At 74.5% G+C, this 26,938-nt stretch carries 12 protein-coding genes; 5 read left to right on the forward strand and 7 right to left on the reverse strand.

Translation table 11 applies throughout. The features are described from left to right. From otnK to OO63_RS03100, 4 genes are all read right to left on the reverse strand, one after another. A partial coding sequence (otnK, locus tag OO63_RS03085) for a 3-oxo-tetronate kinase (protein ID WP_063750351.1) occupies positions 1 to 1,414 on the reverse strand: 1,414 nt, incomplete at its 3' end. Further along, complete coding sequence (locus OO63_RS03090; protein WP_234311460.1) at positions 1,402 to 2,205, reverse strand: hypothetical protein; 804 nt, start codon at positions 2,203 to 2,205, stop codon at positions 1,402 to 1,404. The genes OO63_RS03090 and otnK, both read right to left, overlap by 13 nt. Next, complete coding sequence (locus OO63_RS03095) at positions 2,202 to 3,050, reverse strand: hydroxypyruvate isomerase family protein (RefSeq protein ID WP_234311459.1); 849 nt, start codon at positions 3,048 to 3,050, stop codon at positions 2,202 to 2,204. The genes OO63_RS03090 and OO63_RS03095 overlap by 4 nt, the downstream gene beginning before the upstream one ends. Before the next feature lie 119 nt (positions 3,051 to 3,169). Further along, on the reverse strand, positions 3,170 to 4,168 hold the full coding sequence (locus OO63_RS03100; RefSeq protein WP_030363384.1) for a phosphoglycerate dehydrogenase: 999 nt from the start codon (positions 4,166 to 4,168) through the stop codon (positions 3,170 to 3,172). 110 nt (positions 4,169 to 4,278) lie between these two features. On the opposite strand from OO63_RS03100, the gene OO63_RS03105 reads away from it, so the two are divergent. After that, a complete protein-coding gene (locus tag OO63_RS03105; RefSeq protein WP_078618844.1) occupies positions 4,279 to 4,965 on the forward strand; it encodes a GntR family transcriptional regulator in 687 nt (228 codons plus the stop codon). Between the two features lie 17 nt (positions 4,966 to 4,982). Here OO63_RS03105 and OO63_RS03110 read toward each other — a convergent pair whose 3' ends face one another. Together OO63_RS03110 and OO63_RS03115 are read right to left on the reverse strand one after the other, a co-directional pair. Then, complete coding sequence (locus OO63_RS03110; protein WP_234311458.1) at positions 4,983 to 5,642, reverse strand: hypothetical protein; 660 nt, start codon at positions 5,640 to 5,642, stop codon at positions 4,983 to 4,985. A 126-nt stretch (positions 5,643 to 5,768) separates the two neighbouring features. Further along, positions 5,769 to 7,652, reverse strand: a complete 1,884-nt coding sequence (locus OO63_RS03115; protein WP_051810487.1) for a protein-arginine deiminase family protein — start codon at positions 7,650 to 7,652, stop codon at positions 5,769 to 5,771. A 356-nt stretch (positions 7,653 to 8,008) separates the two neighbouring features. Between OO63_RS03115 and OO63_RS03120 the strand changes: the two genes are divergently transcribed. After that, on the forward strand, positions 8,009 to 9,469 hold the full coding sequence (locus OO63_RS03120; RefSeq protein ID WP_157853934.1) for an FG-GAP and VCBS repeat-containing protein: 1,461 nt from the start codon (positions 8,009 to 8,011) through the stop codon (positions 9,467 to 9,469). A 146-nt stretch (positions 9,470 to 9,615) separates the two neighbouring features. Here OO63_RS03120 and OO63_RS03125 read toward each other — a convergent pair whose 3' ends face one another. Further along, a complete protein-coding gene (locus tag OO63_RS03125) occupies positions 9,616 to 10,191 on the reverse strand; it encodes a TetR/AcrR family transcriptional regulator (RefSeq protein WP_030363379.1) in 576 nt (191 codons plus the stop codon). A gap of 93 nt (positions 10,192 to 10,284) precedes the next feature. Between OO63_RS03125 and OO63_RS03130 the strand changes: the two genes are divergently transcribed. The 3 genes from OO63_RS03130 to OO63_RS47345 all read left to right on the forward strand — a co-directional run bounded on the left by OO63_RS03130 (position 10,285) and on the right by OO63_RS47345 (position 26,923). Beyond that, positions 10,285 to 11,247 (forward strand): alpha/beta hydrolase, encoded by a 963-nt coding sequence (locus OO63_RS03130; RefSeq protein WP_030363378.1) that lies wholly within the window; start codon positions 10,285 to 10,287, stop codon positions 11,245 to 11,247. 46 nt (positions 11,248 to 11,293) lie between these two features. Then, entirely contained in the window at positions 11,294 to 12,097 is an 804-nt protein-coding gene (locus tag OO63_RS03135; protein WP_030363377.1) for an NAD(P)-binding domain-containing protein, read from the forward strand. 1,671 nt (positions 12,098 to 13,768) lie between these two features. After that, positions 13,769 to 26,923, forward strand: a complete 13,155-nt coding sequence (locus OO63_RS47345) for a type I polyketide synthase (RefSeq protein ID WP_106983541.1) — start codon at positions 13,769 to 13,771, stop codon at positions 26,921 to 26,923. The last annotated feature ends 15 nt before the right edge of the window (positions 26,924 to 26,938 follow it).

Raw genomic sequence — 26,938 nt, forward strand, 5'->3', positions numbered from 1 at the left:
GAGAGGGAGGGGCGGGGGTGTGACGCGGGGGCCCGGCGTGGTGCCGGGATGCGGAAGGGGTCGGGGGAGCGGGGGCGTCCGGGGGCCGTCGTGGAGGGGCTTCCGGAGACGGGGCCCGGGCCCCGGGAGGTTGGGCCCCGGGAGGCTGGGCCCCGGGCGGTGCCGATGTGGCCGCCAGGAAGTCGGGGGCGCCGAAGTTGCCGGACTTGAGCAGCAGCGCGATGCCGGGGCCGGACGTGGGACGGAGCCACGGCACGCCAGGGGCGGCGGCCCGGCCGATCCAGGCGCCCGTGATGCCGAGCGCCGCCACCACGGAGCCCGACGTCTCACCGCCCGCCGCGACGACACGTCGTACGCCGCGTGCCACGAGCCCGGCGGCGATGCGGCCGGTGGCTTCTTCCAGGACGGCCGCGGCGCGCTCGGCACCCAAGGCCCCCTGGACGGCGCGGAGTTCGCCGGGACCGACGGACGAGTGGATGACGGGTGCCCCGGCGGGCGAGCCGGGCGGCAGCGCGTCGTACCAGTCGAGCGCCCGCCCGGCCAGCGCCGCCGGGTCGGGCTCGGCGACGGGGTCGAGCCGGTACACGGGCCGGCCTTGGGCGCGCAGGACGTCGAGCTGTTGCAGGGTGCGCGCGGAGCAGCTTCCGCTGAGGACGGCCGCGGGCCAGGCGGCCAGCGGGTCCTTCTCCTCGTACGTGTCGAGGGCGCTGCCCGGGGCCGCGTGCGCGAGGCCGCCCGCGAGCCCGGCCGCGCCCGCGGTGAGCGCCGCGTCGGCCGCCGCGTGGCCGAGGGTGCGCAGGTCGTCCACGTCGAGGGCGTCGGCCAGCAGATAGCGGACTCCGCGCGCGGCGGCCTCGGCGATCGCCGCGCGGACGGCGTCGGCGCCCGCGCGCACGGTGCCCCACCGGACGAGCTCCACCGGCCGGTCCGTCTGGGCCCGGAGCAGCCTCGGCAGCGACGAGTCCGTCATCGGCGTCACCGGGTGGTGCCGCATGGGCGACTCGGCCAACGGCACGCCGTTCACAAAGAGTTGGCCCTCGTACTGGGTGCGTCCGTGCTCCGGCGAGCTGGGCGTCAGGAGCACGGCCGGGGCGTCGAGGGCGTCGGCGAGCGCGTCGAGGACCGGGCCGATGTTGCCGTCGGCGGTGGAGTCGAAGGTCGAGCAGAACTTGAAGTACACCTGCCGCACGCCGTGTTCCCGCAGACGGCGCAGGGCCCCCAGTGACTCGGCGACGGCGTGCGGCGGCGGTGCCATCCGGCTCTTGAGCGCGACGACGACCGCCTCGCACCCGTCCGTCGGCGCCACGTCCGCGTCCGGCACCCCGAAGTACAGGACGGTCCGCAGCCCGCTCGCACGCAGGGCCAGGGCCACATCACTCGCCCCGGTCACGTCGTCGGCGATCACTCCGAGCATGACGGATCCCCTTCTGTCGCTGATGAACTGTTCGTGGCTATTGCCTCATCTGCCCCACTTGGGGTGGTCGCCGTGTCCTCACCGGTCGCGAGGCGCAGCGCACGGGCCGCGCTGTGCGGCCCGGTGTGGACGGGCAGCCCGAGCGCGGCGGCCAGGTCCTCGGCGTGCGGGGCCAGTGAGTACTGCGCCAGGAGGGCCGCGTCCGCGCCGCCCGGATCCGGGAGTTCCCCCGGGACGATCACCCGACCGACCGCCTCCACGGGCGAGCCGGCGGCCCGCGCCGCGGCGCGGAATCGCTCCAGGGAGTCCTCCAACGCCCCGGCGAAGGAGGCGAGGACGAGAATCCGGCGATGGCCTCCGGCAAGCGCCTCGGCGAAGGCGGCGGAGTCCGCGGCGAGTACGGGGACGGGCGGGTCGGCGCGTTCGGCCGAAGGCCCGTGGCGCGAGTCGGCCGCCGAGCCTGGGCGCGAGTCCGCCGACGGCCCGCGGACCGACTCGGCCACCGGCCCGTAGAGCGAGCACGTCAGCAGGACGCCCTGGGCGCCGCCCTCGACGGCGTACGCGATGAGCCGCCGCATCCGGTCGGTGAGCGCCGGAGTGAGCCCGCCCTGCGCCTCGGCGTCGGGGAGCAGCGTGTCGTCGAGCAGATTCCAGGGCTCGGCCTCGGGGAAGGCGGCGGCGAGCCCGGCGACGGCGGGACCGATCGCGGCCGGGGTGGCGCTGATGAGAGCGATGCGGGGGCGGGCGCGCGGCGGCAGGGGGCCGGGGTGCGGGCGGGCGGAGGCGGTCACGCGCTCACCTCGGAGACCCAACCGAGCCCGGCGACCGTGCCGTGCGCGGGTCGGTACTCGCAGCCGATCCAGCCCGCGTACCCGCCCGTGTGCAGCGCATCGAAGACGCGCGGCCACCGGATCTCGCCGCTGCCCGGCTCGCTGCGGTCGGGCGGGTCGGCGATCTGGAGGTGCGCGGCGAACGGCAGCGAGGCGCCCAGGGTCCGGACGAGGTCTCCCTCCGTGACCTGGGCGTGGTACAGGTCGAGGAGCAGTCCGGCCCGGTCGGGGCCGACCGCTTCCACCACGTCCTTCGCCTGCTCCTGGGTGCGCAGGAAGTAGCCGGGCGCGTCCCGCTGGTTCTGCGCCTCGACGACGACGCGCACCCCGGTGCCGTGCGCGCGCTCGGCGGCCCAGGCGATGTTCGTGACGTACGTGGCGAAGGCCCGCTCGGGGCGTATGTCCGGGGGTGTGACCCCGGCGAGGACGTGCAGGAGCCCGGCGCCAAGATCGGTGGCGTACTCAAGGGCGCGCTCGATCCCGGCGTGGAAGTCGGCGGTGCGGCCCGGGTGGCAGGCGAGACCTCTCCGCTCCGGCGAACCCGCCGCACCGGCGGGCGAGTTGATGAGCACCTGCCGCAGCCCCGCGTCCCGCAGCAGGCCGCGCAGCCGCGCCGGGGGATACGGGTACGGGTCGGCGTACTCGACCCCCGCGAAGCCCGCCCCGGCCGCCGCGTCGAAGCGCCGCTCGAAGGGCAGCTCCGTGAACAGCCACGTGAGGTTCGCGGCGAGGGGCGGGCCGCCCGGTATGCGCAGGGCTTCGGGGGGCGTGGGTGCTCCGGAACGTACCGGTACTCCGGAAGGCACGGGTGCTCCGGGAGGCACGGGTGCTCCGGGAGGCACGGGTGCTCCGGGAGGCACGGCTGCTCCGGCGGGTGCGGGGGCCGACTTTGCCGGTAGTGTCCCCGGCACCTCGTCGCCCGCCATCACCGCACCTCCGCGCGCGCCGCGGCCCACTCCGGATTCACCACGTGCGCGGGATCCCGCCCCGAAAGCACGTCGATCACCTGCCGAGCGGCCGCCAGGCTGGAGCGCGACCGGGCCTGTGCCGTCGCGCCCGCGATGTGTCCCGTCACCAGGACGCCGCCGAACGCCCGGAGCCTGGAGTCCGCAGGCAGCGGCTCCTGCTCCGTCACGTCCAGCGCGGCGCCCGCGAGCCGCCCCTCGGCGATGGCGTCGGCGAGGGCCTCCTCGTCGACGATGCCGCCCCGCGCGGTGTTGATGAGGTACGCGCCGGGCCGCATCCGGCGCAGCGCGGCGGCGTCGACGAGGTGCCGGGTGGAGTCGTCGAGGGCCAGGTGCAGGGTCACGAAGTCGGCCTGGCCGAGCACCTCTTCCAGGGACAGCGCGGCCACCCCGGTCTCCGCGTGGAACGCCGGGTCCAGCCGCGGATCGTGCCCCACGACGCGCATGCCGATGGCCAGGCCGAGGCGCGCCACGGTCCGCCCGATCGAGCCGAGCCCGACGACCCCGAGCGTCGCACCCGCCAACTCCCGCCCGCTGGGCTGCGACCAGCCGCCCGCCCGTACGTCGGCGACGTTCTGCGGAATGCCCCGCGCGCAGCTCACCATCAGGCCGAGCACGTGCTCGGCGACGGACCGGCGGTTGGCGCCGGGGGTGTGGGTGACGGCGACGCCGCGGTGCGTCGCGGCGGCCACGTCCACGTTGTCGTACCCGGCGCCGCAGCGGGCGACAACCCGCAGCGCGGGGGAGGCGTCCAGCACTGCGGCCGGGAACGGGTCGGTCCCCGCGACGATGCCCGCGGCGCCCGCTTCGGCGACGGCCGCGGCCAGGGACCGGCCCGTCGCACGCCGGTCCGCGGGGCGCGCGAAGACCGTATGCAGTCCGGCCTCCCGCAACAGCCGGTCGACCTCTCCGCCGGGTTCCAGATACGCCGTGGTCACGAGCACCCGCGTGGCAGGCATGGGAGTCCTCCTCGATCGCTGGCTATACTATAGCGATGAGCAAAATAGTATAGGATCTGGCCGTGATCAAGAGTGGGGACGGCTGCGCTAGGGTCGAGCGCGAAGGAGGCATGATGGCTACGACGCGCCCGCCCGCCCGGCAACCCCTGGCCGACCAGATGTACGAGGTCCTGCTCGGGCAGTTCATGGACGGGCTGTGGTCACCGGGGCAGTCCCTCAACATCGGGGCCCTGACCCGGGAGCTGAACGTCAGCCAGACGCCGCTCCGCGAGGCGCTCGCCCGCCTGGAGCACACGGGCCTGGTGCGCCGCGAGGCCCTGAAGGGCTACCGGGTCGCGCCCCTCTTCACCGAGCGCGAACTCATCAAGCTGATGGACGCGCGGCTCGTCCTGGAACCGGCGATGGTCCAGGAGGCGGCGCGCCGCACCACGCCGGAGTTCCTGGACGAGCTGAAGGAGAGCATCGAGGAGCTGAGGCGCTGCGCGGCGGCGCCGCGGTCGGCGTCGGTGCGTCCGTACTGGGCCGCCGACGAGCGCTTCCACCTGCGCATCGCCGCCCAGTGCGACAACCCGTTCCTGGAGACCGCCTACCGCTCCCTCGGCGGCCACGTCCAGCGCTTCCGCCTCTTCACCGAACTCGGCTCCTCCGAGGCCGAGTCCCCCGCACGCGAACACACCGCTGTATACGAGGCGATGGCGGCGGGCGACGCGGTCGGCGCCGCGAAGACGATGCGGCGGCACATCGAGAACGCCAAGGCGCGGGCCCTGACGGACCGCCAGGCGGTGGCGGAGGCCTGACGGTCCGGGTCCGAGGGTCAGTGCCGCCGCACCTCCACGACCTGATCGCCGTCGGGTACGTCCGTGACCGTCACCGTGTCCGTCGGCACGCCGAGGCCCCGAGCCACCGCCGCCGTCAGCCCCGCGAAGTCCCGGCCCGTGGGCACGGGGACCTCCTCGCCCTCGCCGTAGCTCTCGATCGCCTTGGTGAAGTACGCCGGATGCCAGGCCCCGACCGCGCCCCTGACCTCCACGGACGCCACCTCGCGCGTACCCACCAGGGCCTTGACCCGGTCCAGGATCTGGTCCGAGCGCAGCTCGCCCGGGACCTGGAAGAGGCTCGCGTGCGCGCCGACCGCGCCGCCCGAGCGGAGGTGGACGGTGACGGTCAGACAGCTGGTGACGCTGGGGTACAGGAGCGTCCCGCCGGGTGCCGCCTCCTTGACCTGGCCCTCCGTCACCACGGTCGTCGCCGCTGCGACGCTGCCGGCGGCGGACGGCGCCGCCGCAACCCGGTGGCCGACGGGCCCGGCGCCCTCGGCCGCGTGCGCCGGGACGGCGCCCGCGAGACAGGCCACGGCCACCGAACCGGCCACCACGGCCGCCGCGGACAGCCGCCGGGCACGCCCGACCGCCGCCGTGCCGACGTACGCGGACCCGGCGGACGCCCGCGACTTCACATGCTCACGTGAGGACAAGGGAACAACTCCTGGCTGAGAGAACCGTGGCGCCCGGCGTCGGCCGGGCGCCACCGAGAGGTGACCGACGAACAAGAGCCCGCGGCACACTCGGCCGCGGGCTGCGACCGATCACTCTATGTCCTGCTATGCCATGCGCCGAGTCCACCACCGCGCCGTCCCCGACGTGTCCCGCAGGGCGTTCGTCGCACAGTGCACCTCGCCGCCGGCCAGGTGCGCCCAGGCGAAGTTCTCCACCCAGTGCACGCGCACCCCACCGGTGGCCAGCGCCTTCTCGGCCGCGTCGCGGAACAGGTCGCGGCCGCGGAAGCGGGGACCGTGGGGGTCGGGTGCGGCGTAGTCACGGCTGGTCAGGGACAGGCCGTTGGGGATGCTGGGGGAGAGGGCGACCGCGCCCTCGGGGATCTCGGGGTGGACGGTGGCCATGGTGTAGAGCACGGGCAGGCGCACCAGGTCGCGCTCGCTGAGGCCGGTCTGCCGCAGCAGGGCACGGATCTGGCCGTCGATGTGGCCCGCGGCCTTCGCGTTGTCGGCGAGGAACTTCTCGTCGGCCAGGAGCTCGTCGACGGTCGGCTTGTCGGGCATGCTCGTCGCGGCGAACATCCGCTGCCCGCCCTGGCCCGCGCTCTGGGTGCGTCGCAGCAGGCCGAGGGCCTGGCGCGGGTCGGCGACGGCGAGCGTCCAGCCGCGTGCGTTGTCCGCCCGCACCACGTGCACGGTCTCGTCCACGTGGCCGACGAGCAGCCAGGAGGTGTCGATGGTGACGGAGGGCTGTTGGGCCTGTGCCTCGATCATCTTCACGTACGACGCGTCCGGCTGCCGGAGCGGATCGGTGCCGTACAGGACCCGCCCCTGCGGATGGCCCGGAGAGGGCGGCAGGGACTCGAAGTTGCCGGTGGCGTTCTGCAGGTCCATGCCGTCCGGCTCGCGGCCGGGAGCGAACTGCTGCACGACGCCGACGTCCGGACCGCGGAAGTCGCGGAACAGCAGCCGGCCCGACCGGCTGAGGGTCGTCTCGCCGCCGTCGGGGGAGAGCCACTTCATGGGGCTGCGCAGCAGGACGCGCATGGTGTGCACCCGGCCGCCGGGCGCGGGCACGCTCGCGACGGTGGGCTCGACCATGTCCTGCCGCCAGATTTCGCGCCACCACTGCCGGGTGCCGGCCGTGAACGTCACGTCCCGGTCGGCGAGGCCCGCGGCGCGCGCGGCCCGGCGCAGCGAGGAGGCGAACGGTTTCCACTCGCGCGGCCGGTAGCCCGCGCCGACGCCCCCGGGGACGGCACCGCTGCCGGGGCCCGGCTTCGCGGCGAAGACGCTCTGCGCGCGCTGGAGGTCGTTCTGGAAGAGGACGGGCGCCACCTTCAGACGCACGCGGTCGGAGCTTCGGTGCCCCTGGCCGCGCACGGTGAGCGCCACGTCGACCAGGCCGTTCCAGCGGCGCGGGTCGCGGACGATGTCGCGGCCCTCCAGGGCCAGTTCGACCCCGGCGCGCAGCTCGGCGGCGGTGAGGGGGCCGCGCAGCACGCGCAGCCGGCCGTCGCGCCTGACGAAGAGGCGGACGTACGGGCGCTGGGCCGAGGGCACCGTGACGTGGCCCGTCGCGTCGTCGCCCACCTCGGTGGGCGCGATGCGCAGCGGCGCCAGATCGGCCGCGTCGCGCCGCCCGTTGACCTTCTCGTCGGCCGCGTCGTGGCAGGCGGCGAGGCGGGTGTCCACGGCCGGGTCGATCCGGTCCAGGTCGCCGGGGCGCGTCCGGCAGCGCCGCGAGTCGTCGTCGACGTTGGCGAGGAACACCGCGCCGCGCCCCGGCCGCCAGGAGTCCTCACCGGCCTCGTCCGAGCCGCCGGTGACGTCCACGCGGCCGTCCTGGTTCACGTCGGCGCGCAGGTCGGCGCTCGGCGGGTGGTCGTCGGCGGCGGCCGGTGGCCCGGTCAGGGCGGTGGCGGCAAGCAGGGTGACGGCGACGGCCGTGGTGGTGCGCTGCGTCCGTGATCTCGATGCCTTGGGCACGACGGGGTCTCCTCGAGGCGGCGGGGGCGAACAGGTGCGGGCAGGTACGGGCAGGTACGAGAGGGGTACGTGCGGGGGTGTGCGGTGGGGAGAATGTCCGTATTCCATGCTCGTCCCCGCCGAGGGGCCGTTCATCGTGCCGAGTGCGGAGCGCGCCGGTACATCGATGGGGCCAGCGTTCCGGCGCGCCGTCCTCCTACGGGTGGGGACCCGGCCCTCGTCCGCAGTCCCCGCCGGTGCGGCCGTGGGGCGGTCCGGCCGCGGCGGTGAAAGTGCCGTGAAGATCCGCACAACCGTTCCCGCACGTCACGGGTCTTGGGGGTGCCATCTACTTACTTCCCAGAGGGGGAACGGACGTGCGTAGCCACATCCGTCGCGCGATCGTGGTCGCCGCGGCGGCCACGACGGTCATGACACTCACCGGGGGGCTGCCGGGCCTCACCGGCACCCAGGCGGCCCAGGCCGCTCCCGCGGGCCCCGCGCCCACCCGGTACGCCGACGACTTCAACGGCGACGGGTACCGCGACCTCGCGATCGGCGCCCCGGACGGCGGCCTGGACGTCCCAGGCGCGGACGGCGGCACCACCCGGGCCCTGAACGCGGGCTACGTGACCGTCTCGTACGGCTCGAAGAACGGCGCCCAGAAGACCGGCCTGAAGGCCGTCACCCAGAACAGCCCCGGTGTGCCGGGCGACGCGAAGCAGAACCAGGTGTTCGGCCGGACGCTCGCGAACGGCGACTTCAACGCCGACGGCTACGCGGACCTCGCCGTCGCGTCCCGCTCCGAGGGCCGCGACGTGGTCACGCTGCTCTGGGGCAGCCGCACCGGCCTCAAGGGCGGCACCACGATGCCCGGCAGCGAGTTCGGACCCGGGTTCGGCACGGTCCTCAAGGCCGGTGACTTCACCGGGGACGGCAAGACCGACCTGATCGTCGGCTACTCCACGGCGCTGCGCCTGCACAAGGGGCCCTTCAAGGCGGACGGCTCGCCCGCGTCGGCCAAGACAGTGGACGTCGGCGCCGGGTTCAGGTACACCGACGCCCAGAAGCGGCTGGCCGTCGGCCGGATCAACAAGGGCGCCATCGACGACCTCGTGGTCCTCGGCGACGAACGCAGGCCGGGCCGGGTGCTGCTCGGCGGTGCGTCCGGGCTCCGCAAGACGGCGGCCACCGTCCGCGGTGGCAACAGCGTCACGGTCGGCGACTTCGACAAGGACGGGTACGGCGACATCGCGGTGGGCGACTCGACGTACGTACGGGAGACCGAGCGTCACGCGGGCCGCGTCCTGGTCCAGTACGGCTCCTCCGGGGGCGTGGACGAGAACCGCGCCGCCAAGGTGCTCACCGAGGACAGCCCCGGAGTCCCGGGCGGTGTGGAGGCGGGCGACAGCTTCGGCATCGACGTCGCCGCGGGCGACCTCAACAAGGACGGCTACGCCGACCTGGTCGTCGGCGCTCCCGGTGAGCGGCACGCCACCTGCGAGCACTGCTACATCAGCGGGGGCGGCCTGTACGTGCTCAAGGGCACGAAGAAGGGCGTGACCGGCACCGGCGCCCTGTTCACCAGCTACAACGCGCCTGGCCTGCCCCGTCCCGCGGGCGTCTACCGCATCCCCCAGCAGCTCAAGATGACGGACCTGAACGGGGACAAGCAGCCCGAGATCACCGTTCCCGTCCGGGCGAACGTGTCGGAGGTGTGGTCGGTCGGAACGAAGGGCGGCAAGATCGCCGGGACCGCGCCCACCCGCGTGGTGAAGCCGCCGACGGCCTCCGAGGTCCCGTGGCCCGGCGGGGAGTTCGGCGTGCTCGCCCGCTGAGCCGCCCGCGATTTCTGAGGACTCAGGGGCCCTGTCGCTCGACACTCGTCGGCGACAGTGCCCCTGAGGCGTTCCGGCGCCCGTGGCCCGGGTGTTCGCGGCGCGCGGCGCCGGACGCCGGGCCCCGGACGTGGCCCGATGAAGCGTCAGGCCCGGCTCGGTCCTTCGGTGAAGTGCGGCAGGATCATGTCGATCAGGGCGTCGACGTCGCGCTCGACCATCGGCTCGCCGGTCATGCCCATCCGGTGCAGCAGGACTCCGACGACGACGTCGATGAAGAACAGGACCCGGTTCTCCGGCTCGTCGAGCGCCTCTTGGAGCGCGATCCGGTACGGGTCCTGCAACCGCGTGGACAGGATCTCGCGCAGGGCCGGGTCGCTGACGGCGTCGCTGAACACTCCGGCGAACGCGTCGCCCACCCCGGGCTCGCCGACCTTCGCCGCGACCCAGCGGATCGTCGAGGTCATGAGCTCGGCCCGGCTGCCGCCCGCGAGCGGCGCCGGGCCGAACGCGTCCAGGAGGCAGTCCACGATCAGCGCGCCCTTCGTCGGCCAGCGCCGATAGACCGTCGACTTCGCGACGCCCGCCGCGCCGGCGATGCGTTCGACGGTGGCGCGCGCGTATCCGACCTCCTGGACCGTGCTCAAAGTGGCGGCGAAGACCGCCGCGTTGACGCCGGCGCGCGGGCGGCCCGGCGGCCTGGCGGATGTGGGCGATGTCATATCCACACCCTACCTCTTTTCGCTACCTTGAGTATCGATACCTGGAGTCGCGAAACTCCGGGTGATGACCGACTCTGGGCAAGGAGAAGAAACATGAGCGACATCACTGCCGCGCAGCGCCCGCAGGAGCCCGACTGGGCGACGATCACGGCCGAGGAACTGGTCGCCTACCGCGAGGCGGAGAACCGCTTCCGGGCGTCGAGCGCGGCACGGCCGTTCCTGGGCGAGCCGGACCCCGGCGCCACCGTCCAGTGGGAGACGGTGGCGCTGCCCGGACGTGAACTCCCGGTCCGGGTCTACCGTCCGGCCCCGGGGCATGACGACGGGAGCGCCGGGCGCACCGGCCTGCCGCTCGTACTCCACGTGCACGGGGGCGGGTTCGTGGGGACGGCGGCGCAGTGCGACTGGGTCACCAGCCATGTCGCGGCCCGGCTGCCCGCCGTCGTGGTGTCGGTGGAGCACCGCCTCGTCGACCAGGACCACCCCCTCGCGGACGCTGTCGACGACGGCTGGGACGTGCTCACGCACGTGCTGAGCGAGGCCGGGCGCTGGGGTGTCGACCCGGCGCGGACCGCTGTCTTCGGCGAGAGCTGCGGTGCGCTGATCTGCGCCCTGACGGCGATCCGGGCCAGGCGGGCCGGTGTGGGCCTGCGGGCGCAGGTGCTCGTCAACCCCGCCGTCGACGTCACCGGCACGATGTTCGCGTACCCCTCGATCACCGAGCACGCGCACACCCCGACCCTCGCCCTGCCGGTCCTGCGCCTGCTCCAGCGGCTCGCCGTGCCGGAGGGGACCGACCCCCGCGCGCTCTCGCCGCTGTACGCCGACGACTTGGGCGGGCTGCCCCCGGCGCTCGTGGTGGTGCCGACCCACGACCCGCTGGCCGATCACGGCCGCCGCTACGCCGAAGGGCTGCGCGCGGCCGGGACGTCCGTGCGGCTCACCGAACACGCCGAAGCCCCGCACGCGTTCCTGAGCCTGCCGGGCGTGGTCCCGCAGGCCGAGCCCGCGCGGGCGGAGATCCTCGACTTCCTCCGCGCTTCCCTCGCCGGGTGAGGCGACGGAGCATGGGCCCCGATCAGCACGCGGAGGAGAGGGAGACATGGTGAAGCGCATCGGCGTGATCGGGGTCGGCGAGATCGGACGGGCGGTCGTGACGGGCCTGTGCGAGGGGGAGGCGGGCGGGGGCGAGGGGGCGCCGGAGGTGTTCCTCTCGCCCCGAGGGGCCCGCGCGGCCGCAGAGTTGTCGGCGCGTTACGAGAGCGTGCGGACCTGCGCGGACAATCAGGAGGTGGTGGACCGCTCGGACGTGGTGTTCATCGCTGTGCGCCGCCAGGACCAGCGGGCGGCGCTCGCCGGGTTGTGGGTGGACGACGGCAAGGTCGTGGTCAATGTGATGGCCGGCGTCGGCAACGACGAGTTGCGCCGCACACTCGCCACGGAAGCTCCGTTGACACGAGCCATCCCCCTGCCCGCCATCCGCGAACGCCGTTCCGTCACGGTCACGTATCCGTCGCATCCGGTCGTGGACGCGCTCTTCGAGCGCCTCGGCGGGGCGCTCCCGGTCGCGGACGAGGCCGCCTTCGACGTCTTCTCCGCGCTGACAGGGACGCTCACGACCCACTACGCGTATCTCGCCACGCTCGCGTCGTGGGCTGCCGACCAGGGCATCGCCCCCGAGGACGCCGAGCGTTACGTCCGGGGGCTCTTCGAGGGCGTCGGCCGCTCCCTGGGCGACGCGAGCCGCTCCCTGGACCGGCTCGCCGCCGACCACGAGACCCCGCGCGGCAACAACGAGCGCATCCGCACCACTTGGTTCGACCGGGCCAACTCCGCGGCTCTGTGCGGTGCGCTCGACGGCCTCGTCGCCGATCTGAGGCGGGCCCCGCGGGACTGCGGTGCGTGAGCGACCGGGTGCGTTGTGAGATGGGCCACGATGATCATCTAAGGGCCCGATACGGGCGGGAAACGGGCAGCCCTGGTGGCCAAACGGGCACGGTCGCCTGCCTGGATGTGCGTTCCCGGGAGTGGAGAACGACGCCTCGCGGGTGTCGGTCCCGGGTATCGCGGATGCGAACCGGGCAGGGCTGACGCCCAGGTGGCAAGGTCGGCGACTCTTCGCTCAGGCATATAAATGGGGCGTTCGGTGTGCGCGGCGACTGATCTTACGCAGGAGTAAGGAAGTGTGGTCGCGCCACCGATAGCCACAAAAGGTCAGGGTGGTACGGGCAAAGGGGCGTCCGATACTGTTGCCGTAGGCGCAACGCGGTGACATCGCATTCATCTGACCGGTGAGCGAGACAGCCGCGTACCCCCATTGGGCCTCCCGGAGAGTCGTTCCCCCGACTTCCCGCAGTGAGCCCGATGCTCATGTGGAGTCCAGGTAAAGGGAGACTGAGGTCCGGTGACCCGCGAAGCAGGTTCTGGTTCTTCCCGGCGCGCCCTGCCGACCGCCCTGCGGAGACCATTCCGGGCCGTTGTCCATGCCTAAAGCCAAGTAGACCCCCGGCGTCCCGTGCCACTCGGTCCCGCATGGTTCATGGATGGCGAACCCCGATGTATTTCATGCCTCGACGTATTGCATGCCTCTATCTCACTCGTGTTCTTTCGAAAGCGGAACCAGGGGTTTCTCCTTCCATTCCCGCGCGTCCCGAAGACCGTGAGATCGCCGATCGCCACGCTTTCCTGTCCCGGCGCTCCGCCGACGGCTGACACGCGCCACTACGTCCCTGTCCGGCCAGGCGGCGCCAAGGCCGCCTGAGCCCGCGCCCCCGGCCCCCCTCCGGGTGGTGCTGACGCGCCCTTCCCGTACCGCCCTCCGGCGGGTCCGCGTGGCCAACGCCACCGGCGCGACCGTCATCCCAGTTCACGGCCGCGCCGTGCCCCGGCATGCGGGGCATTGCCGACCCGTGATCGCCCCGGCCTGGGCGTTCCGGGCCGTCGCGGTGCCACGCCGATACCGCGTCAGCATCCGCGCCGCCGCCATGCCTTGAGCGCCGCGCGGGTGTTTCCCGGGGTTACACCACCGGTCCGCTCGGCGTCTTCTTTTCGTCATGCGAGTGGCGTTTCGACGCGAATATGGGAAGGCGTTTACCTGTTATGGAGCTTCGCGTGACCCGAGGCTGACAGTCGCATGACAGGGACATGTCCACGCGTGCACCAGATGTTTCAGCCTCGTCACATCCTCGGCTGTCTCTCCGGTCGCCTCGCATGGTATGAGCTGGGGTTTTCCTTGCGCTGGAGGGCAACTACCCCGGTAAATTCCCGAGGTCGGCCCCGTAAATTTCACGAGTCAGGGCGCGCCGACTGGCGTCTGTGTGGCGATGGTGTGTATTCCTCGCGCGGGCGCGATACCCGCAGGTTCAAATCCCGCCAGCGATGGTTGAGACCGGAAATAGTCGTCGGTCGACTTGAAATGGACGTCAGTTGACAATTTCTGGAGCCCTGGTCTTGACTTGCGCCAGTTGTCGGGACCGATTGGCAGAGAAGTCTTCGAAGTCAATTCGGGCCAATCAAGTGTGTGTTCTTTAGTGGACGATTGACGAGGGCAGAGGCTGCCATGTGCGAATTGGCACGAGTGGACATCGGCACTGTCGCCGTCATCGGAGTCGCCCCCGCGGCACCGGTGCGGACCGAGCCGGATCCCGCTGTGTGGGCCGAGTTGACCGGTGCGACACCGCCGGCGGACCGGACCGCCGCCGTGGAGTCGGCGTGGACGGCCTGTGAGGACGCGGGCGTCGGCGACGACCGGGCGGGCATCGGCGTCTACCTGACCGCCGACGGCGCGGATGCAGGTGACGCCGACGAGTTAGCGGACGCGCTCGGCCTCCGCGGCCCGCGCCGTACCGGACCCGACGCCCTGGCCGAGGCCCTCGCCGCCGTGCGTTCCGGCGCGTGCGACCTGGCGCTCGTCGGCGCCGACGGCGCCCACGCCGTGCTCGTGCCGGGCGACGACGCCAGGACCGCGACGTTCGGCTACCGCGTCGGCCCCGACCACACCTGGCCTGACAACGTTTCTGCACTCGTCGAGGCCGCCCTGCACTCGGGCCGCCCCGCCCCCGGCCGCGAAGCGACGCCCGGCCCCGCCGTCCCGATCGCACTCTCGGCCCACAGCCAGGACGCCCTGCGGGCGCGCGCCGCCGACCTGTGCGTACTCCTCGACGCCGAGCCGGAACTGCCGCTCGCTGACGTCGCCCTGTCCCTCGCCACCACCCGCCCCGCGCTCGCCGAGCGCGCCGTCTTCGTCGGCGCCGACCGGGCCCGCCTCACCGACGAGTTGGCCGCCTTCAGCAAGGGCGGATTACCCGTCCCGGGACTCGCCACCGGCGGCCCCGCCCCGGCCGCCGCGGACGGCCTCGCCTTCGTGTTCCCCGGACACGGACCCCAATGGCCGGGCATGGCCGACGAGTTGACGGACCGCTTCCCGGTGTTCGCCGAGCACCTGCGGGCCTGCGCGGACGCCCTTACGCCGCACGTGGACTGGCCCGTCATGGACGTACTGCGCGGCTGCACGGACACCCCGTCGCTCGACCGGCCGGACGTGGGACAGCCCGCGCTCTGGGCGATGATGGTGTCCCTGGCCGCCCTGTGGCGGTCCTGGGGCGTGGTGCCCGACGCCGTGATCGGCTCCAGCGCCGGCGAGCTCCCGGCCGCGACGGTCGCGGGCGCGCTGTCCGTCGAGGACGGCGCGCGGGCCGTGGCCCTGTTCGGCCAGGCACAAGTGCACCTGCTCGAAGGCGGCGTGATGCTGTCCGTCCTCGCGTCCGCCGACGAGGTACGCGAACGCCTGACCCGCTACGACGGGCTCGACCTCGCCGCCGTGCACGCCCCCGGCTCGGTCCTGGTCTCCGGCGTCGAGGCCGAGGCCGACGCACTCCTCGCCGAACTCGCCGCGGACGGCGTCAAGGCCAGGGCCATCGACATCCGCATCGCGGCGCACGGCCGCCAGGTCGACGCGGTCCTCGACGGGCTGCGCGCCGACCTCGCCCCGATCGAGCCCCGCCCGACGGACGTGCCGATCTACCTGGGCACCACGGGCGAGCGGGTCGACCCGCTCACGCTCACCGCGGACCACTGGTGCCGCAACATGCGCCACACCGCCGACTTCGAGGGCGCCACCCGCGCCGCACTGGCCGCGGGCCACCGCCTGCTCGTCGAGTCGAGCCCGCACCCCGTCCTCACCAGGGCCGTGCAGGAGACCGCCGAGGACGCCGCCGTCGACGCCGTCGTCCTCGGGACGCTGCGCCGGGGCCCGGGCAGCGCCGACCACCTGACCGCCGCCCTCGCCACCCTGCACGCGCACGGCGTACTCCCCGACTGGGACGCGGTGTTCGCGGGCCGGGACGCCCGCACGGTACCGCTGCCCGCCTACCCGCTGGACGCGGCGCCCGCAGCCACCCCCGCCCCGTCCCTCACCGACCGGCTCGCGGCCGCCCCCGACCGCCACGAACTCCTCCTCGACCTGGTCCGCGCGCAGGTCGCCGCGGTCGCAGGCGGGGACGCCGCGCTCTTGGGCGACGTGGACGCGCCGCTCCTGGAACTGGGCGTCGACTCGGCGGGCGCGGTGTCGCTGCGCAACCTCCTGAACGTCGCCACCGGCCTGAAGCTGCCCGTGTCCGCGGTGTTCGACAACCCGACGTGCCGAGGCCTCGCCACGCACATCGACCGGGTCCTGCTCGGCACGGCCGACGAGGACGACGAGCCCCTGGCCCCCATGAGGGCCGGCGACGACGACCCGATCGCCGTCGTCGCGATGAGCTGCCGCCTGCCCGGCGGCGTACAGAGCCCCGAGGACCTGTGGGAGCTGCTGTCCGCGGGCGGCGACGGCGTCACCGCGTTCCCCGCCGACCGCGGCTGGGACCTGGACGGACGCTACGACGAGGACGCCGAGCGGGCGGGCGGCTACTACCAGCGCGAAGCCGGATTCCTGCACGAGGCCACCGAGTTCGACCCGGAGTTCTTCGGGATCTCACCGCGCGAGGCCCTCGGCATGGACCCGCAGCAGCGGCTGCTCCTGGAGATCTCCTGGGAGGCGATCGAGCGCGCGGGCATCGACCCGGCCAGGCTGCGGGGCAGCCGCGCGGGCGTGTTCGTGGGCGCGATGACAATGGACTACGGACCGCGACTGCACGAGGCACCCGCGGACCTGGAGGGCTACCTCCTCACCGGCAACACCGCGAGCGTCGCGTCCGGCAGGCTCTCCTACACGTTCGGCTTCTCAGGCCCCGCCGTCACCGTCGACACGGCATGCTCGTCGTCGCTGGCCGCCCTGCACCTGGCCGTGCAGTCGCTGCGCCGCGGCGAGTGCACGGTCGCGCTCGCGGGCGGCGTCACGGTCATGCCGTCGCAGGGCCTGTTCGTGGAGTTCAGCCGCCAGCGCGCGCTGGCCCCCGACGGCCGCAGCAAGGCGTTCTCGGCCAGCGCGGACGGGTTCGGCCTCGCCGAGGGCGCCACCATGGTGCTCCTGGAGCGGCTCTCCGACGCGCGCCGCAACGGACACCCCGTGCTCGCCCTCGTCAAGGGCACCGCCATCAACCAGGACGGCGCCTCCAACGGCCTCACCGCCCCCAGCGGCCCCGCCCAGCGCCGCGTGATCCGGCAGGCCCTCGCCGACGCGGGCGTGTCCGCCGCCGAGGTCGACGCCGTCGAGGCGCACGGCACCGGCACGAAGCTCGGCGACCCGATCGAGGCCGACGCGCTGCTCGCCACCTACGGCCAGGAGCACCCGGCCGACCGGCCGCTGCTGCTCGGCTCGGTGAAGTCGAACATCGGCCACACACAGGCCGCGTCCGGCGTCGCGGGCCTGATCAAGATGGTCCTCGCGCTGCAGCACGGCGAGCTGCCCAAGAGCCTGCACATCACCGAGCCCACCCCGCACGTGGACTGGACGACGGGCGCGGTGTCCCTGGTCACCGAGAACACGCCCTGGCCGGAGGTCGAGCGCCCCCGGCGGGCCGGTGTGTCCTCGTTCGGCATCAGCGGCACCAACGCCCACGCCGTCCTGGAGCAGGCGCCCGACGAGGTTCCGGCCGACCCGGAGCCGTCGTCCGCGTCCGTGCCGCTGGTGTTCTCCGCGCGCTCGGAGGACGCCCTGCGCGCCCACGCCGCCCGACTCGCCGCTGTCGTGGAGCAGTTGACGCCCGCCGACATGGCGGCCGGTCTGCTGTCCCGCTCGGTCTTCGAGCACCGGGCCGTGGTGGTGGCGGGCGGCGCCGACGCGCTGACAGCGGTGGCCCAGGGGGCCGAGTCGGCGCGGGTGGCGATCGGCGTGGCGCGGCCCGCGGGGAAGGTGGCGTTCGTGTTCCCCGGCCAGGGTTCCCAGTGGCTGGGGATGGGGGCTGAGCTGGCTGAGTCGTCGCCGGTGTTCCGGGCGTCGATGGAGGCGTGTGCTGAGGCGTTGGCGCCGTATGTGGAGTGGTCGTTGTGGGACGTGCTTGGCGATGCGGAAGCGCTGGAGCGGGTGGATGTCGTGCAGCCCGTGCTGTTCTCGGTGATGGTGTCGCTGGCGGCGTTGTGGCGTTCGTACGGTGTGGAGCCGGAGGCGGTCGTCGGGCACAGTCAGGGTGAGATCGCCGCCGCGCACGTCGCGGGCGCGCTCTCGCTCGCCGACGCCGCCAGGATCGTCGTGCTGCGGAGCAAGGCCATCCTCGCGTTGTCGGGTCAGGGCGGCATGGTGTCGCTCGCGGCGACGGTCGACGACGCCCGGGAGTGGATCGCGCCGTGGGACGAGCGGATCTCGGTCGCCGCCGTCAACGGTCCGGGTTCGGTGGTGGTCGCGGGTGACGCGGACGCCCTGGACGAGCTGGTCGAGGCCTGCGCCGCCGACGGCAGGCGGGCCCGGCGGATCCCCGTCGACTACGCGTCCCACTCGCCGCACGTCGAGCGCATCGAGGACGAGCTGGCGCGCGTGCTGGCGGGGGTGGAGCCTCAGGCCGCGGATGTGCCGATGCTGTCCACGGTCACCGGGGAGTGGCTGACCGGCACCGAGGTGGGCGCCGATTACTGGTACCAGAACCTGCGGCACACCGTGCGCTTCGAGGAGGCGACTCGCGGCCTGATCGACCACGGTGTCGGCGCGTTCGTCGAGTGCAGCCCGCACCCCGTGCTCACCATCGGTGTCCGCGAGACCGTGGACGCGACCGGAGGCGACGCCATCGTCGTCGGCACCCTGCGCCGCACCGACGGCGACCTCGACCGGTTCCTGCTCTCCGCCGCCGAGGCGTACGTGGAGGGCCTGTCCTTCGACTGGCGTGCCGTCGTGCCCGCCGGGCGGCACGTGGACCTGCCGACGTACCCGTTCCGGCGCAGGCGGTTCTGGCTCGACGAGACGTCCCGCCCCGCGGCGGGCGGCGACGACCCCGCGTTCGCGGAGTTCTGGGCCGCGGTGGAGCGCGGCGACCTCGCCACCACGCTCGACGTGCCCGCCGACGCGCCCCTGACCGACGTCCTGCCCAGCCTCGCCGACTGGCGGCGCCGCAGCCAGGAGCGGACCGCCGTCGACTCCTGGCGCCACCGGATCACCTGGCGCCCGCTCGGCACCGCCGCCACCCCCACCCTGACCGGGACCTGGCTCCTGGTCGGCCCGCCGTCCGACGCGGAGCACCCGTGGCGGACGGCGGCCGCCACCGCGCTGCGCGCCCACGGCGCCGACGTCCTGCACGTCGACGGCACAGCCGAGTCGCTGAGCGCCCTGGACGTCGTACCCAGTGGCGTGCTGTCCCTGCTCGCCCTCGACGAGCGGCCGGACCCCGCGGCGCCGACCGTCCCCGGTGGCCTCTCCGGCACGCTGGCGCTGGTCCGGGCGCTCGGCGACGCCGGGATCGGCGCGCCCCTGTGGCTGGCCACGACCGGCGCGGTGTCCGTCGGGCGCTCCGACCCGCTGACCCACCCGGCGCAGAGCCAGGTGTGGGGCCTCGGCCTCGCCGTCGGCCTGGAGCACCCGGAGCGCTGGGGCGGCCTCGTCGACCTCCCCGTGACCCCCGACGCCAGGACCGGCACCCGGCTCGCCGCCGTCCTCGCCGGGCAGACCGACGAGGACCAACTGGCCGTCCGCGCCTCCGGCGTGAGTGTGCGGCGGCTCGTACCGGCGCCCGCACCTGCGGCGGCACCCGCCTGGCGCACCAGCGGCACCGCGCTGATCACCGGCGGCACCGGCGCCATCGGCGGGCACGTCGCCCGCTGGCTGGCGGCAAGCGGCGCCGACCACATCGTGCTGACCAGCCGCAGCGGCCCGGACGCCCCCGGCGTCCAGGACCTGGTGGCCGAACTGACCGCGCTCGGCGCCCGGACCACCGTCGCCGCCTGCGACGCCGCCGACCGCACCGCCCTCGCCGACCTGTTCGCCCGGCTCGACGCCGACGGCACCCCCGTCCGCTCCGTCTTCCACGCGGCCGGCACCGTCCCGTCCCTGCCCCTCTCCGACACCACCACCTCGGACCTCGCCCACGCCGTCGGCGCCAAGGCCGTCGGCGCGGCCCACCTCGACGAGCTGTGCGCCGGACGCGAGTTGGACGCGTTCGTGCTGTTCTCCTCCGGTTCCGCGGTGTGGGGCAGCAGCGAACTGGGGGCGTACGGCGCCGCCAACGCCTTCCTCGACGGCCTCGCACAGCGCCGCCACGCCGACGGACTGCCCGCCACCTCGGTCTCCTGGGGCATGTGGGCGGGCGGCGGCATGGTCACGGGTGACCTGGACGACCAGCTGCGCCGCCGGGGTCTGCGCCCCATGCGGCCGGAGCTCGCGGTCGGCGCGCTCGCCACCGCCCTCGCGGCGGGCGAGACCACCCTCACGGTCGCGGACTTCGACTGGGCCCGCTTCGCCCCCGGCTTCACGGCCGCCCGCTCCCGCCCCCTGATCAGCGAGATACCCGACGTCGTCGCGCTCGCCGAGCAGGACGCGGCGGAGCAGCCCGCCGCCGGTGGCGCGCTCGCCGACCGCCTCGCCGGGCTCACCGACGCCGACCGGCGCCGGCTCCTGCTCGACCTGGTCCGCGGCCACGCCGCCGCGGTGCTCGGCCACGAAGGACCCGACACCGTCACGCCCGACCGAGCCTTCCGCGAGCTGGGCTTCGACTCCCTGACCGCCATCGAGCTCCGCAAGCGCCTCAACACGGCGACCGGCGTACGACTGCCCGCGACCGTCGTGTTCGACCACCCGACCCCCACGGCCCTCGCCGCCGAACTGCACACCGTCGTGCTCGGCGCACAGCAGACCGCCGCCCCGACCCCGACCACCACGACCGGGGCCGCCGACGATCCGATCGCCGTGGTGGCGATGAGCTGCCGCTACCCCGGCGGCGTCCGCGGACCCGAGGACCTGTGGTCGCTCGTCATGGCCGGACACGACGCCGTCGGGGCGTTCCCCGACGACCGGGGCTGGGACACCGACCGGCTGTACCCGGCCGACGCCGCGGCCCAGGGCCGCAGCCGCACCCTGGAAGGAGCCTTCCTCGACGACGCGGGCGGCTTCGACGCGGGCTTCTTCGGCATCGCCCCGCGCGAGGCCCTCGCGATGGACCCGCAGCAGCGGCAGGTGCTCGAACTGGCCTGGGAGGCCTTCGAACGGGCGGGCATCGACCCGTCCTCCGTGCACGACAGCCTCACCGGCGTGTTCGTCGGCGCCTCGCCGCAGAGCTACTCGGGCGCCATGGAGCAGGCGACGCCCGAGATGGACGGCTACCGCCTGACCGGCGACGCCCTGAGCGTCGTGTCGGGCCGCGTCGCCTACTCCCTCGGCCTGCGCGGCCCCGCCGTCACCGTGGACACCGCCTGCTCGTCCTCGCTGGTCGCCCTGCACCTCGCCGTGCAGGCGCTGCGGTCGGGGGAGTGCTCGATGGCCCTGGCGGGCGGCACCGCGATCATGGTGACGCCGATGCCCTTCGCCGAGTTCAGCCTGCAGGGCGGCCTGGCCCCCGACGGCCGGTGCAAGCCCTTCGCCGACGCCGCCGACGGCGTCGGCTGGGGCGAGGGCGCGGGCCTGATCCTGCTGGAACGCCTCTCCGACGCCCGGGCCAACGGCCACGAAGTGCTCGCCGTCGTCCGCGGCTCCGCCATCAACCAGGACGGCGCCTCCAACGGCCTCTCCGCGCCCAACGGGCCCGCACAGCAGCAGGTCATCCGCGCGGCGCTCGCGAGCGCGGGCCTGTCCGCCGCGGACGTGGACGCCGTCGAGGGCCACGGCACGGGCACCCGGCTCGGCGACCCCATCGAGGCCCAGGCACTCCTCGCCACGTACGGCCAGGAACGGCCCGCCGACCGGCCGCTGCTGCTCGGCGCGCTGAAGTCCAACATCGGCCACACCCAGGCGGCCTCGGGCATCGCGGGCGTCATCAAGATGGTGCAGGCGCTGCGCCACGGCGTGCTGCCGCGCACCCTGCACCTGGACCGCCCGTCCCAGCACGTGGACTGGACGACCGGCGCCGTGGAACTCCTCGCCGACGACCGGCCGTGGCCCGAGGCCGACCGGCCCCGGCGGGCCGCCGTGTCCGCGTTCGGGGTCAGCGGCACCAACGGACACGTCATCCTCGAACAGGCCGACGCCCAGGCCGAGTCCGTACCCGCGGCCCCGACCGCCGAGCCCGAAGGACGGACCCTGGCGTGGGCGCTGTCCGCCCGCGACACCGCCGCGCTGCGCGACCAGGCGGCCCGCCTTGCCGCCACCGTCGACGAGCGGCCCGGCCTGTCCCCGGTGGACGTCGCCACGACGCTCACCACCGGACGCGCCGCGCTCGACCACCGCGCCGTCGTCCTCGGCACCGACACCTCCGAACTGCGCGTCGGACTCGACGCGCTGACCGTCGGCGGCGACGACCCGGCGGTGGTGCGCGGCACCCCCGACGGCGGCACGCTCGCCGTGCTGTTCTCCGGCCAGGGCTCCCAGCGCATCGGCATGGGCAGCGGCCTGTACGCGGCGCACCCCGTGTTCGCCGACGCCCTCGACGAGGCGTTCGCCCACCTCGACCCGCACCTCGCGCTGCCGCTGCGCGACGTCGTCTTCGGCGACGACCAAGCACTCCTCGACCGCACCGAGTACGCCCAGCCCGCGCTGTTCGCCGTCGAGGTCGCCCTCTACCGCCTGTGGGAGTCCTGGGGCCTTCAGCCCGACGCGCTCGCGGGCCACTCCATCGGCGAACTCACCGCCGCCCACGTCGCCGGGGTCTTCTCGCTGGCCGACGCCTGCGCGATCGTCGCCGCCCGCGGCGCGCTCATGCAGGAACTGCCCGCCGGTGGCGTCATGGTCGCCGTGCAGGCCGCCGAGGACGAGATCGCGCCGGAGCTCTCCGAGCACGTCGGCATCGCCGCCATCAACGGCCCGAACTCCCTGGTCCTGTCCGGCAGCGAACGCGAGGTGCTCGACCTCGCCGACCGCCTCAAGGCACAGGGCCGCAAGGTGACCAGGCTGCGTGTCAGCCACGCGTTCCACTCGCCGCTCATGGAGCCGATGCTGGCCGCGTTCCGCCGTGTCGTGGCGGGCGCCACCGCCCATCCGCCGACGCTGCCCATCGTGTCCACGCTGACCGGCGCGCCGGTCGGCGCCGACGAACTGGCCTCGCCCGACCACTGGGTGCGACACGTGCGCCGGCCCGTGCGGTTCGCCGACGGCGTCACGGCACTCGTCGCGCAGGGCGTGACGACGATGGTGGAGGTCGGGCCCGGCACCGTGCTCGCCGCGATGGGCCAGGACAGCGCCCCCGACACGGTGTTCGTGCCGACGCTGCGCTCCGACCGGCCCGAACCGGACGCGCTCACCCTCGCCGCCGCGCACCTGTACGTCCGCGGCGCGACGCTGGATGCCGCCGCCGCGCTCGGCGGCCCGGGCCGCCGGGTCGACCTGCCCACCTACGCCTTCCAGCACGACCGCTACTGGCTGACCGCCGCCGTCGCCCCCGCCGGTGACGGGGCGACAGCGGCCCTCGGTGTCGCCGCGGGCGAGCACCCGCTGCTGCGCGCCGCGGTCGCGCTGCCCGAAGCCGACGGCGTCGTCTTCACCGGCAGGCTCTCCACCCGGACCCATCCGTGGCTCGCCGACCACGGCGTCGGCGGCCGGGTGCTGTTCCCCGGCACCGGCTTCCTCGACCTCGCCCTGCACGCCGCGAGCCACTGCGGCCTCGACACCGTCGACGAACTGACCCTGCAGGCCCCGATGGCCCTGCCCGAGCGTGGCGACCTCGCCCTGCGCGTCACGGTGGGCGCGGAGAACGACGGCACGCGGAGCATCCGCGTGCACTCACGGGCCGACGACGCCGACCGGGACGCGCCGTGGACCGAGCACGCCACCGGCCTGCTCACCACGGGCGACGTGCAGGAGACCGACCTCGCGGCGTGGCCGCCGCGAGGCGCGACAGCGATGGACGTCGACGGCGTCTACGACCGCCTCGACGAACTCGGCTACGGCTACGGGCCCGTGTTCCGCGCGCTGCGCGCGGCCTGGAGCCTCGACCGTGACGTGTACGTCGAGGTGGCCCTGCCGGACGGGACCGCCGGCGACGGCTTCAGCGTGCACCCCGCCCTGCTCGACGCCGCGCTGCACGCACCCGTGCTGCGCGCCCTCGACGAGGTCGGCGCGGGCCCCCGGCTGCCGTTCAGCTTCAGGGGAGTGCGGCTGCACGCCGTCGGCGCCTCGGCGCTGCGGGTGCGCTGGTCGCCGACGGGGCAGGGGATGGACGAGATGTCGCTGTCCGTCGCGGACCCCGCAGGGCGGCCGGTGGCGACCGTCGAGTCACTGGTGATGCGACCGGCGGACCTCCGCGGGACCGGCTCCCGGACCACCGACGCCCTGCTCGAAGTGCAGTGGCCGCCGCTTGCCGCGGGCGGGCAGAGGCCGGTCGGGCTCGCCGTGCTCGGGACGGACGCGCTCGGGGCGGACGGCCTCGGCGTGCTCGGGACGGACGGGCTCGGGGCGGACGCGCTCGGGGCGGACGGCCTCGGCGTGGACGGCCTCGGCCCGGACGCGGCCGACTTCGGCCCCGGCACCCCGACCGTCTCCGACTTCGCCGCCCTCGACGGCGTGAGCGACCTGCTCGTCCGCTGCCCCCGGGCGTCCGGCGCGGACGGGACGGCGGCCCGGGACACGGTGTCCTGGGCGCTCGCCCTGGCCCAGGCCTGGCTCGCCGACGAGCGGACCACGGGCACGCGCCTGGTGTTCGTGACCCACAGCGCCGTCGACACCGATCTCACCGACGCGGCGCAGGCCGCCGTGTGGGGCCTGATCCGATCGGCACAGACCGAGAACCCCGGCCGGTTCGTGCTCGTCGACCTCGACGGCACCGCCGAGTCCGCCCTCGCCGTGCCCGCCGCGCTGGCCTCCGACGAGCCCCAACTGGCCGTACGCGCAGGCAGGGTGACCGTGCCCAGGCTCGCCCGCACCACCGCCGACCGGGTGCTCACCCCGCCCGCCGACGGCCCGTGGCGCCTCGACGTCCAGCCGCACGGCTCCCTGGACGGCCTCGCCCTGGTGCCGCACCCGGACGCCACCGCGCCCCTCGCACCCGGCGAGGTACGCGTAGCCGTCCGCGCGGCAGGACTGAACCTCCGCGACGCGCTGCTCGCCCTCGACGCCCACCCCGACGCCGCCGAACCGGGCAGCGAGATCGCGGGCGTGGTCACCGGGACCGGCTCGGCGGTGACCGGCCTGACCGTGGGCGACCACGTGCTCGGCCTGGCCGGCCAGGGCTTCGGACCGCTCGCGGTCACCGACCACAGGCTCCTCGCCCCGGTGCCCGCGGGCTGGTCCTTCGCGGACGCCGCCACGGTGCCGCTGGCCTTCCTCACCGCGTACCACGCCCTGCGCGACCTGGCGGACCTGCGCCGCGGCGAGTCCGTCCTCGTCCACGGGGCGGCGAGCGACGTCGGCCTGGCCGCCGTACAACTCGCCCGGCACTGGGGCGCGGAGGTGTTCGCGACCGCGCGCCCCGAGGAGTGGGACGTCGTACGGGCGGCGGGTGTGCCCGATGCGCGCCTGGCGTCGTCGGACGACACCGACTTTGCGGCGAAGTTCGCCGTGGAGACCGGCGGGCGCGGCGTGCACGTGGTCCTGAACCCGCAGGCGCGGGAGTCCGCGGCGGCTGCCACGGAAGCGCGGGAGCACGCGGACACCTCCCCGGCGGCAAGGGAGTTCACCGACGCCTTCCTGGAACTGCTGCCCGACGGCGGACGGTTCGTCGAGCCGGGCAGGGCCGAAGGCCACGAGCCCGACGCGCTGCCGCCCGGCGTCACGTACGCCGCGTTCGACCAGCAGCAGCCGGACCCCGACCGCTGCCAGGAGATGCTCGCCGACATCCTCGCGCTCTGCGAGGCGGGCGTGCTGACCTCCCTGCCGGTGCGCGCCTGGGACGTCCGCCGCGCACCCGAGGCGTTCCGTCACGTCGCCGAGGCCCGGCTCACCGGCAAGGCAGTGCTGACCGTGCCCGCACCGATCGACGCGGACCGCCCGGTCCTGGTGACCGGCGGCCTCGGCACGCTCGGCGCGATCGTGGCCCGGCACCTCGTCGCCGAACGAGGCGTCCGCAACCTCGTCCTCGTAGGCCGCAAGGGCCTGGCGACCGAGGGCGCCGAGGAACTGCGCGACGAACTGGCCGCGCTGGGCGCCGAGGTGGCCGTGGCGGCCTGCGACGTGGCCGACCGGGACGCGGTAGCGGCGCTCCTCGCCTCGCTGGACCGGCCGCTCGGCGCGGTCGTGCACACCGCGGGTGTCGTCGACGACGGCGTACTGGAGTCGCTGACACCCGAACGCGTCGACCGCGTCTTCGGCCCGAAGGTCGACGGCCTGCTGCACCTGGACGAGCTGACCAGGGACGCCGACCTGTCCGCGTTCGTGGTGTTCTCCTCGGCGGCCGGAGTCCTCGGCAGCGCGGGCCAGGGCAGCTACGCGGCCGCCAACGCGGCGCTCGACGCGCTCGTGCGGCGCCGTCACGCGCTCGGCCTGCCCGGCGTCTCCGTGGCGTGGGGCCTGTGGGCCGCCGCGAGCGGCATGACGGCGGGGCTCGACGAGGGCGACCGGGCCCGCCTAGGCCGCTCCGGTGTCCTCGAACTGCCCACCGACGACGCGCTCGCGCTGTTCGACGCCGCGACGCGCGACGACCGCGCGGCACTCGTGCCGGTCCTCCTCGACACCGCCGCACTGCGCGGTCAGGCGGCCGACGGCACCCTGCCCCCGCTGCTGCGCGGCCTGGTCCGCGCCCCCGCCCGCCGCGCCACGCCGACGGCCCCTGTCGCGGCCGCGACGTTCGCCGACACCCTCGCGGGCCGGCCCGCCGAGGAACGCGAGCAGACGGTCCTCGACCTGGTCTGCACGCAGGTCGGGGCGGTGCTCGGCCACGCGCCCGGCACCGAGGTCGACCCCGGCCGCGCGCTCGGCGACCTCGGGTTCGACTCGCTGACCTCGGTGGAACTGCGCAACCGACTGACCGCCGCCACCGGCCTGCGGCTCGCCTCGACCTTCGTCTTCGACCACCCGTCGGCCGCCGCGATCACCCGGCACCTGCTCACGCTGCTCCCGAGCGACGAGCCCGACCCGGGGACCGGCGTACTCGACCAGCTCGACCAACTGGAGAGCGCGCTGCTCGCGCTCACCGACGACGGCACCGCCACCAAGGTGGACCTTCGGCTGCGCGCCCTGCTCGCCACCTGGAGCGAAACCCGGGCCGACGACGCCGAGGACGACGCGGAGGCCGGCTTCGACGCGGCCACCGACGACGAACTCTTCGGCTACCTCGACAACGAACTTGAGACCTCGTGAACCGGTCGGACCGAG

The sequence above is a fragment of the Streptomyces alboflavus genome, assembly GCF_000716675.1.
Lineage (GTDB): Bacteria > Actinomycetota > Actinomycetes > Streptomycetales > Streptomycetaceae > Streptomyces > Streptomyces alboflavus.

Coding starts and splice junctions, on each gene's coding strand:
- OO63_RS03100 (WP_030363384.1), bottom strand. CDS start 4,168: ATGCCTGCCACGCGGGTGCTCGTGACCACGGCGTATCTGGAACCCGGC.
- OO63_RS03105 (WP_078618844.1), top strand. CDS start 4,279: ATGATGGCTACGACGCGCCCGCCCGCCCGGCAACCCCTGGCCGACCAG.
- OO63_RS03125 (WP_030363379.1), bottom strand. CDS start 10,191: ATGACATCGCCCACATCCGCCAGGCCGCCGGGCCGCCCGCGCGCCGGC.
- OO63_RS03130 (WP_030363378.1), top strand. CDS start 10,285: ATGAGCGACATCACTGCCGCGCAGCGCCCGCAGGAGCCCGACTGGGCG.
- OO63_RS03135 (WP_030363377.1), top strand. CDS start 11,294: ATGGTGAAGCGCATCGGCGTGATCGGGGTCGGCGAGATCGGACGGGCG.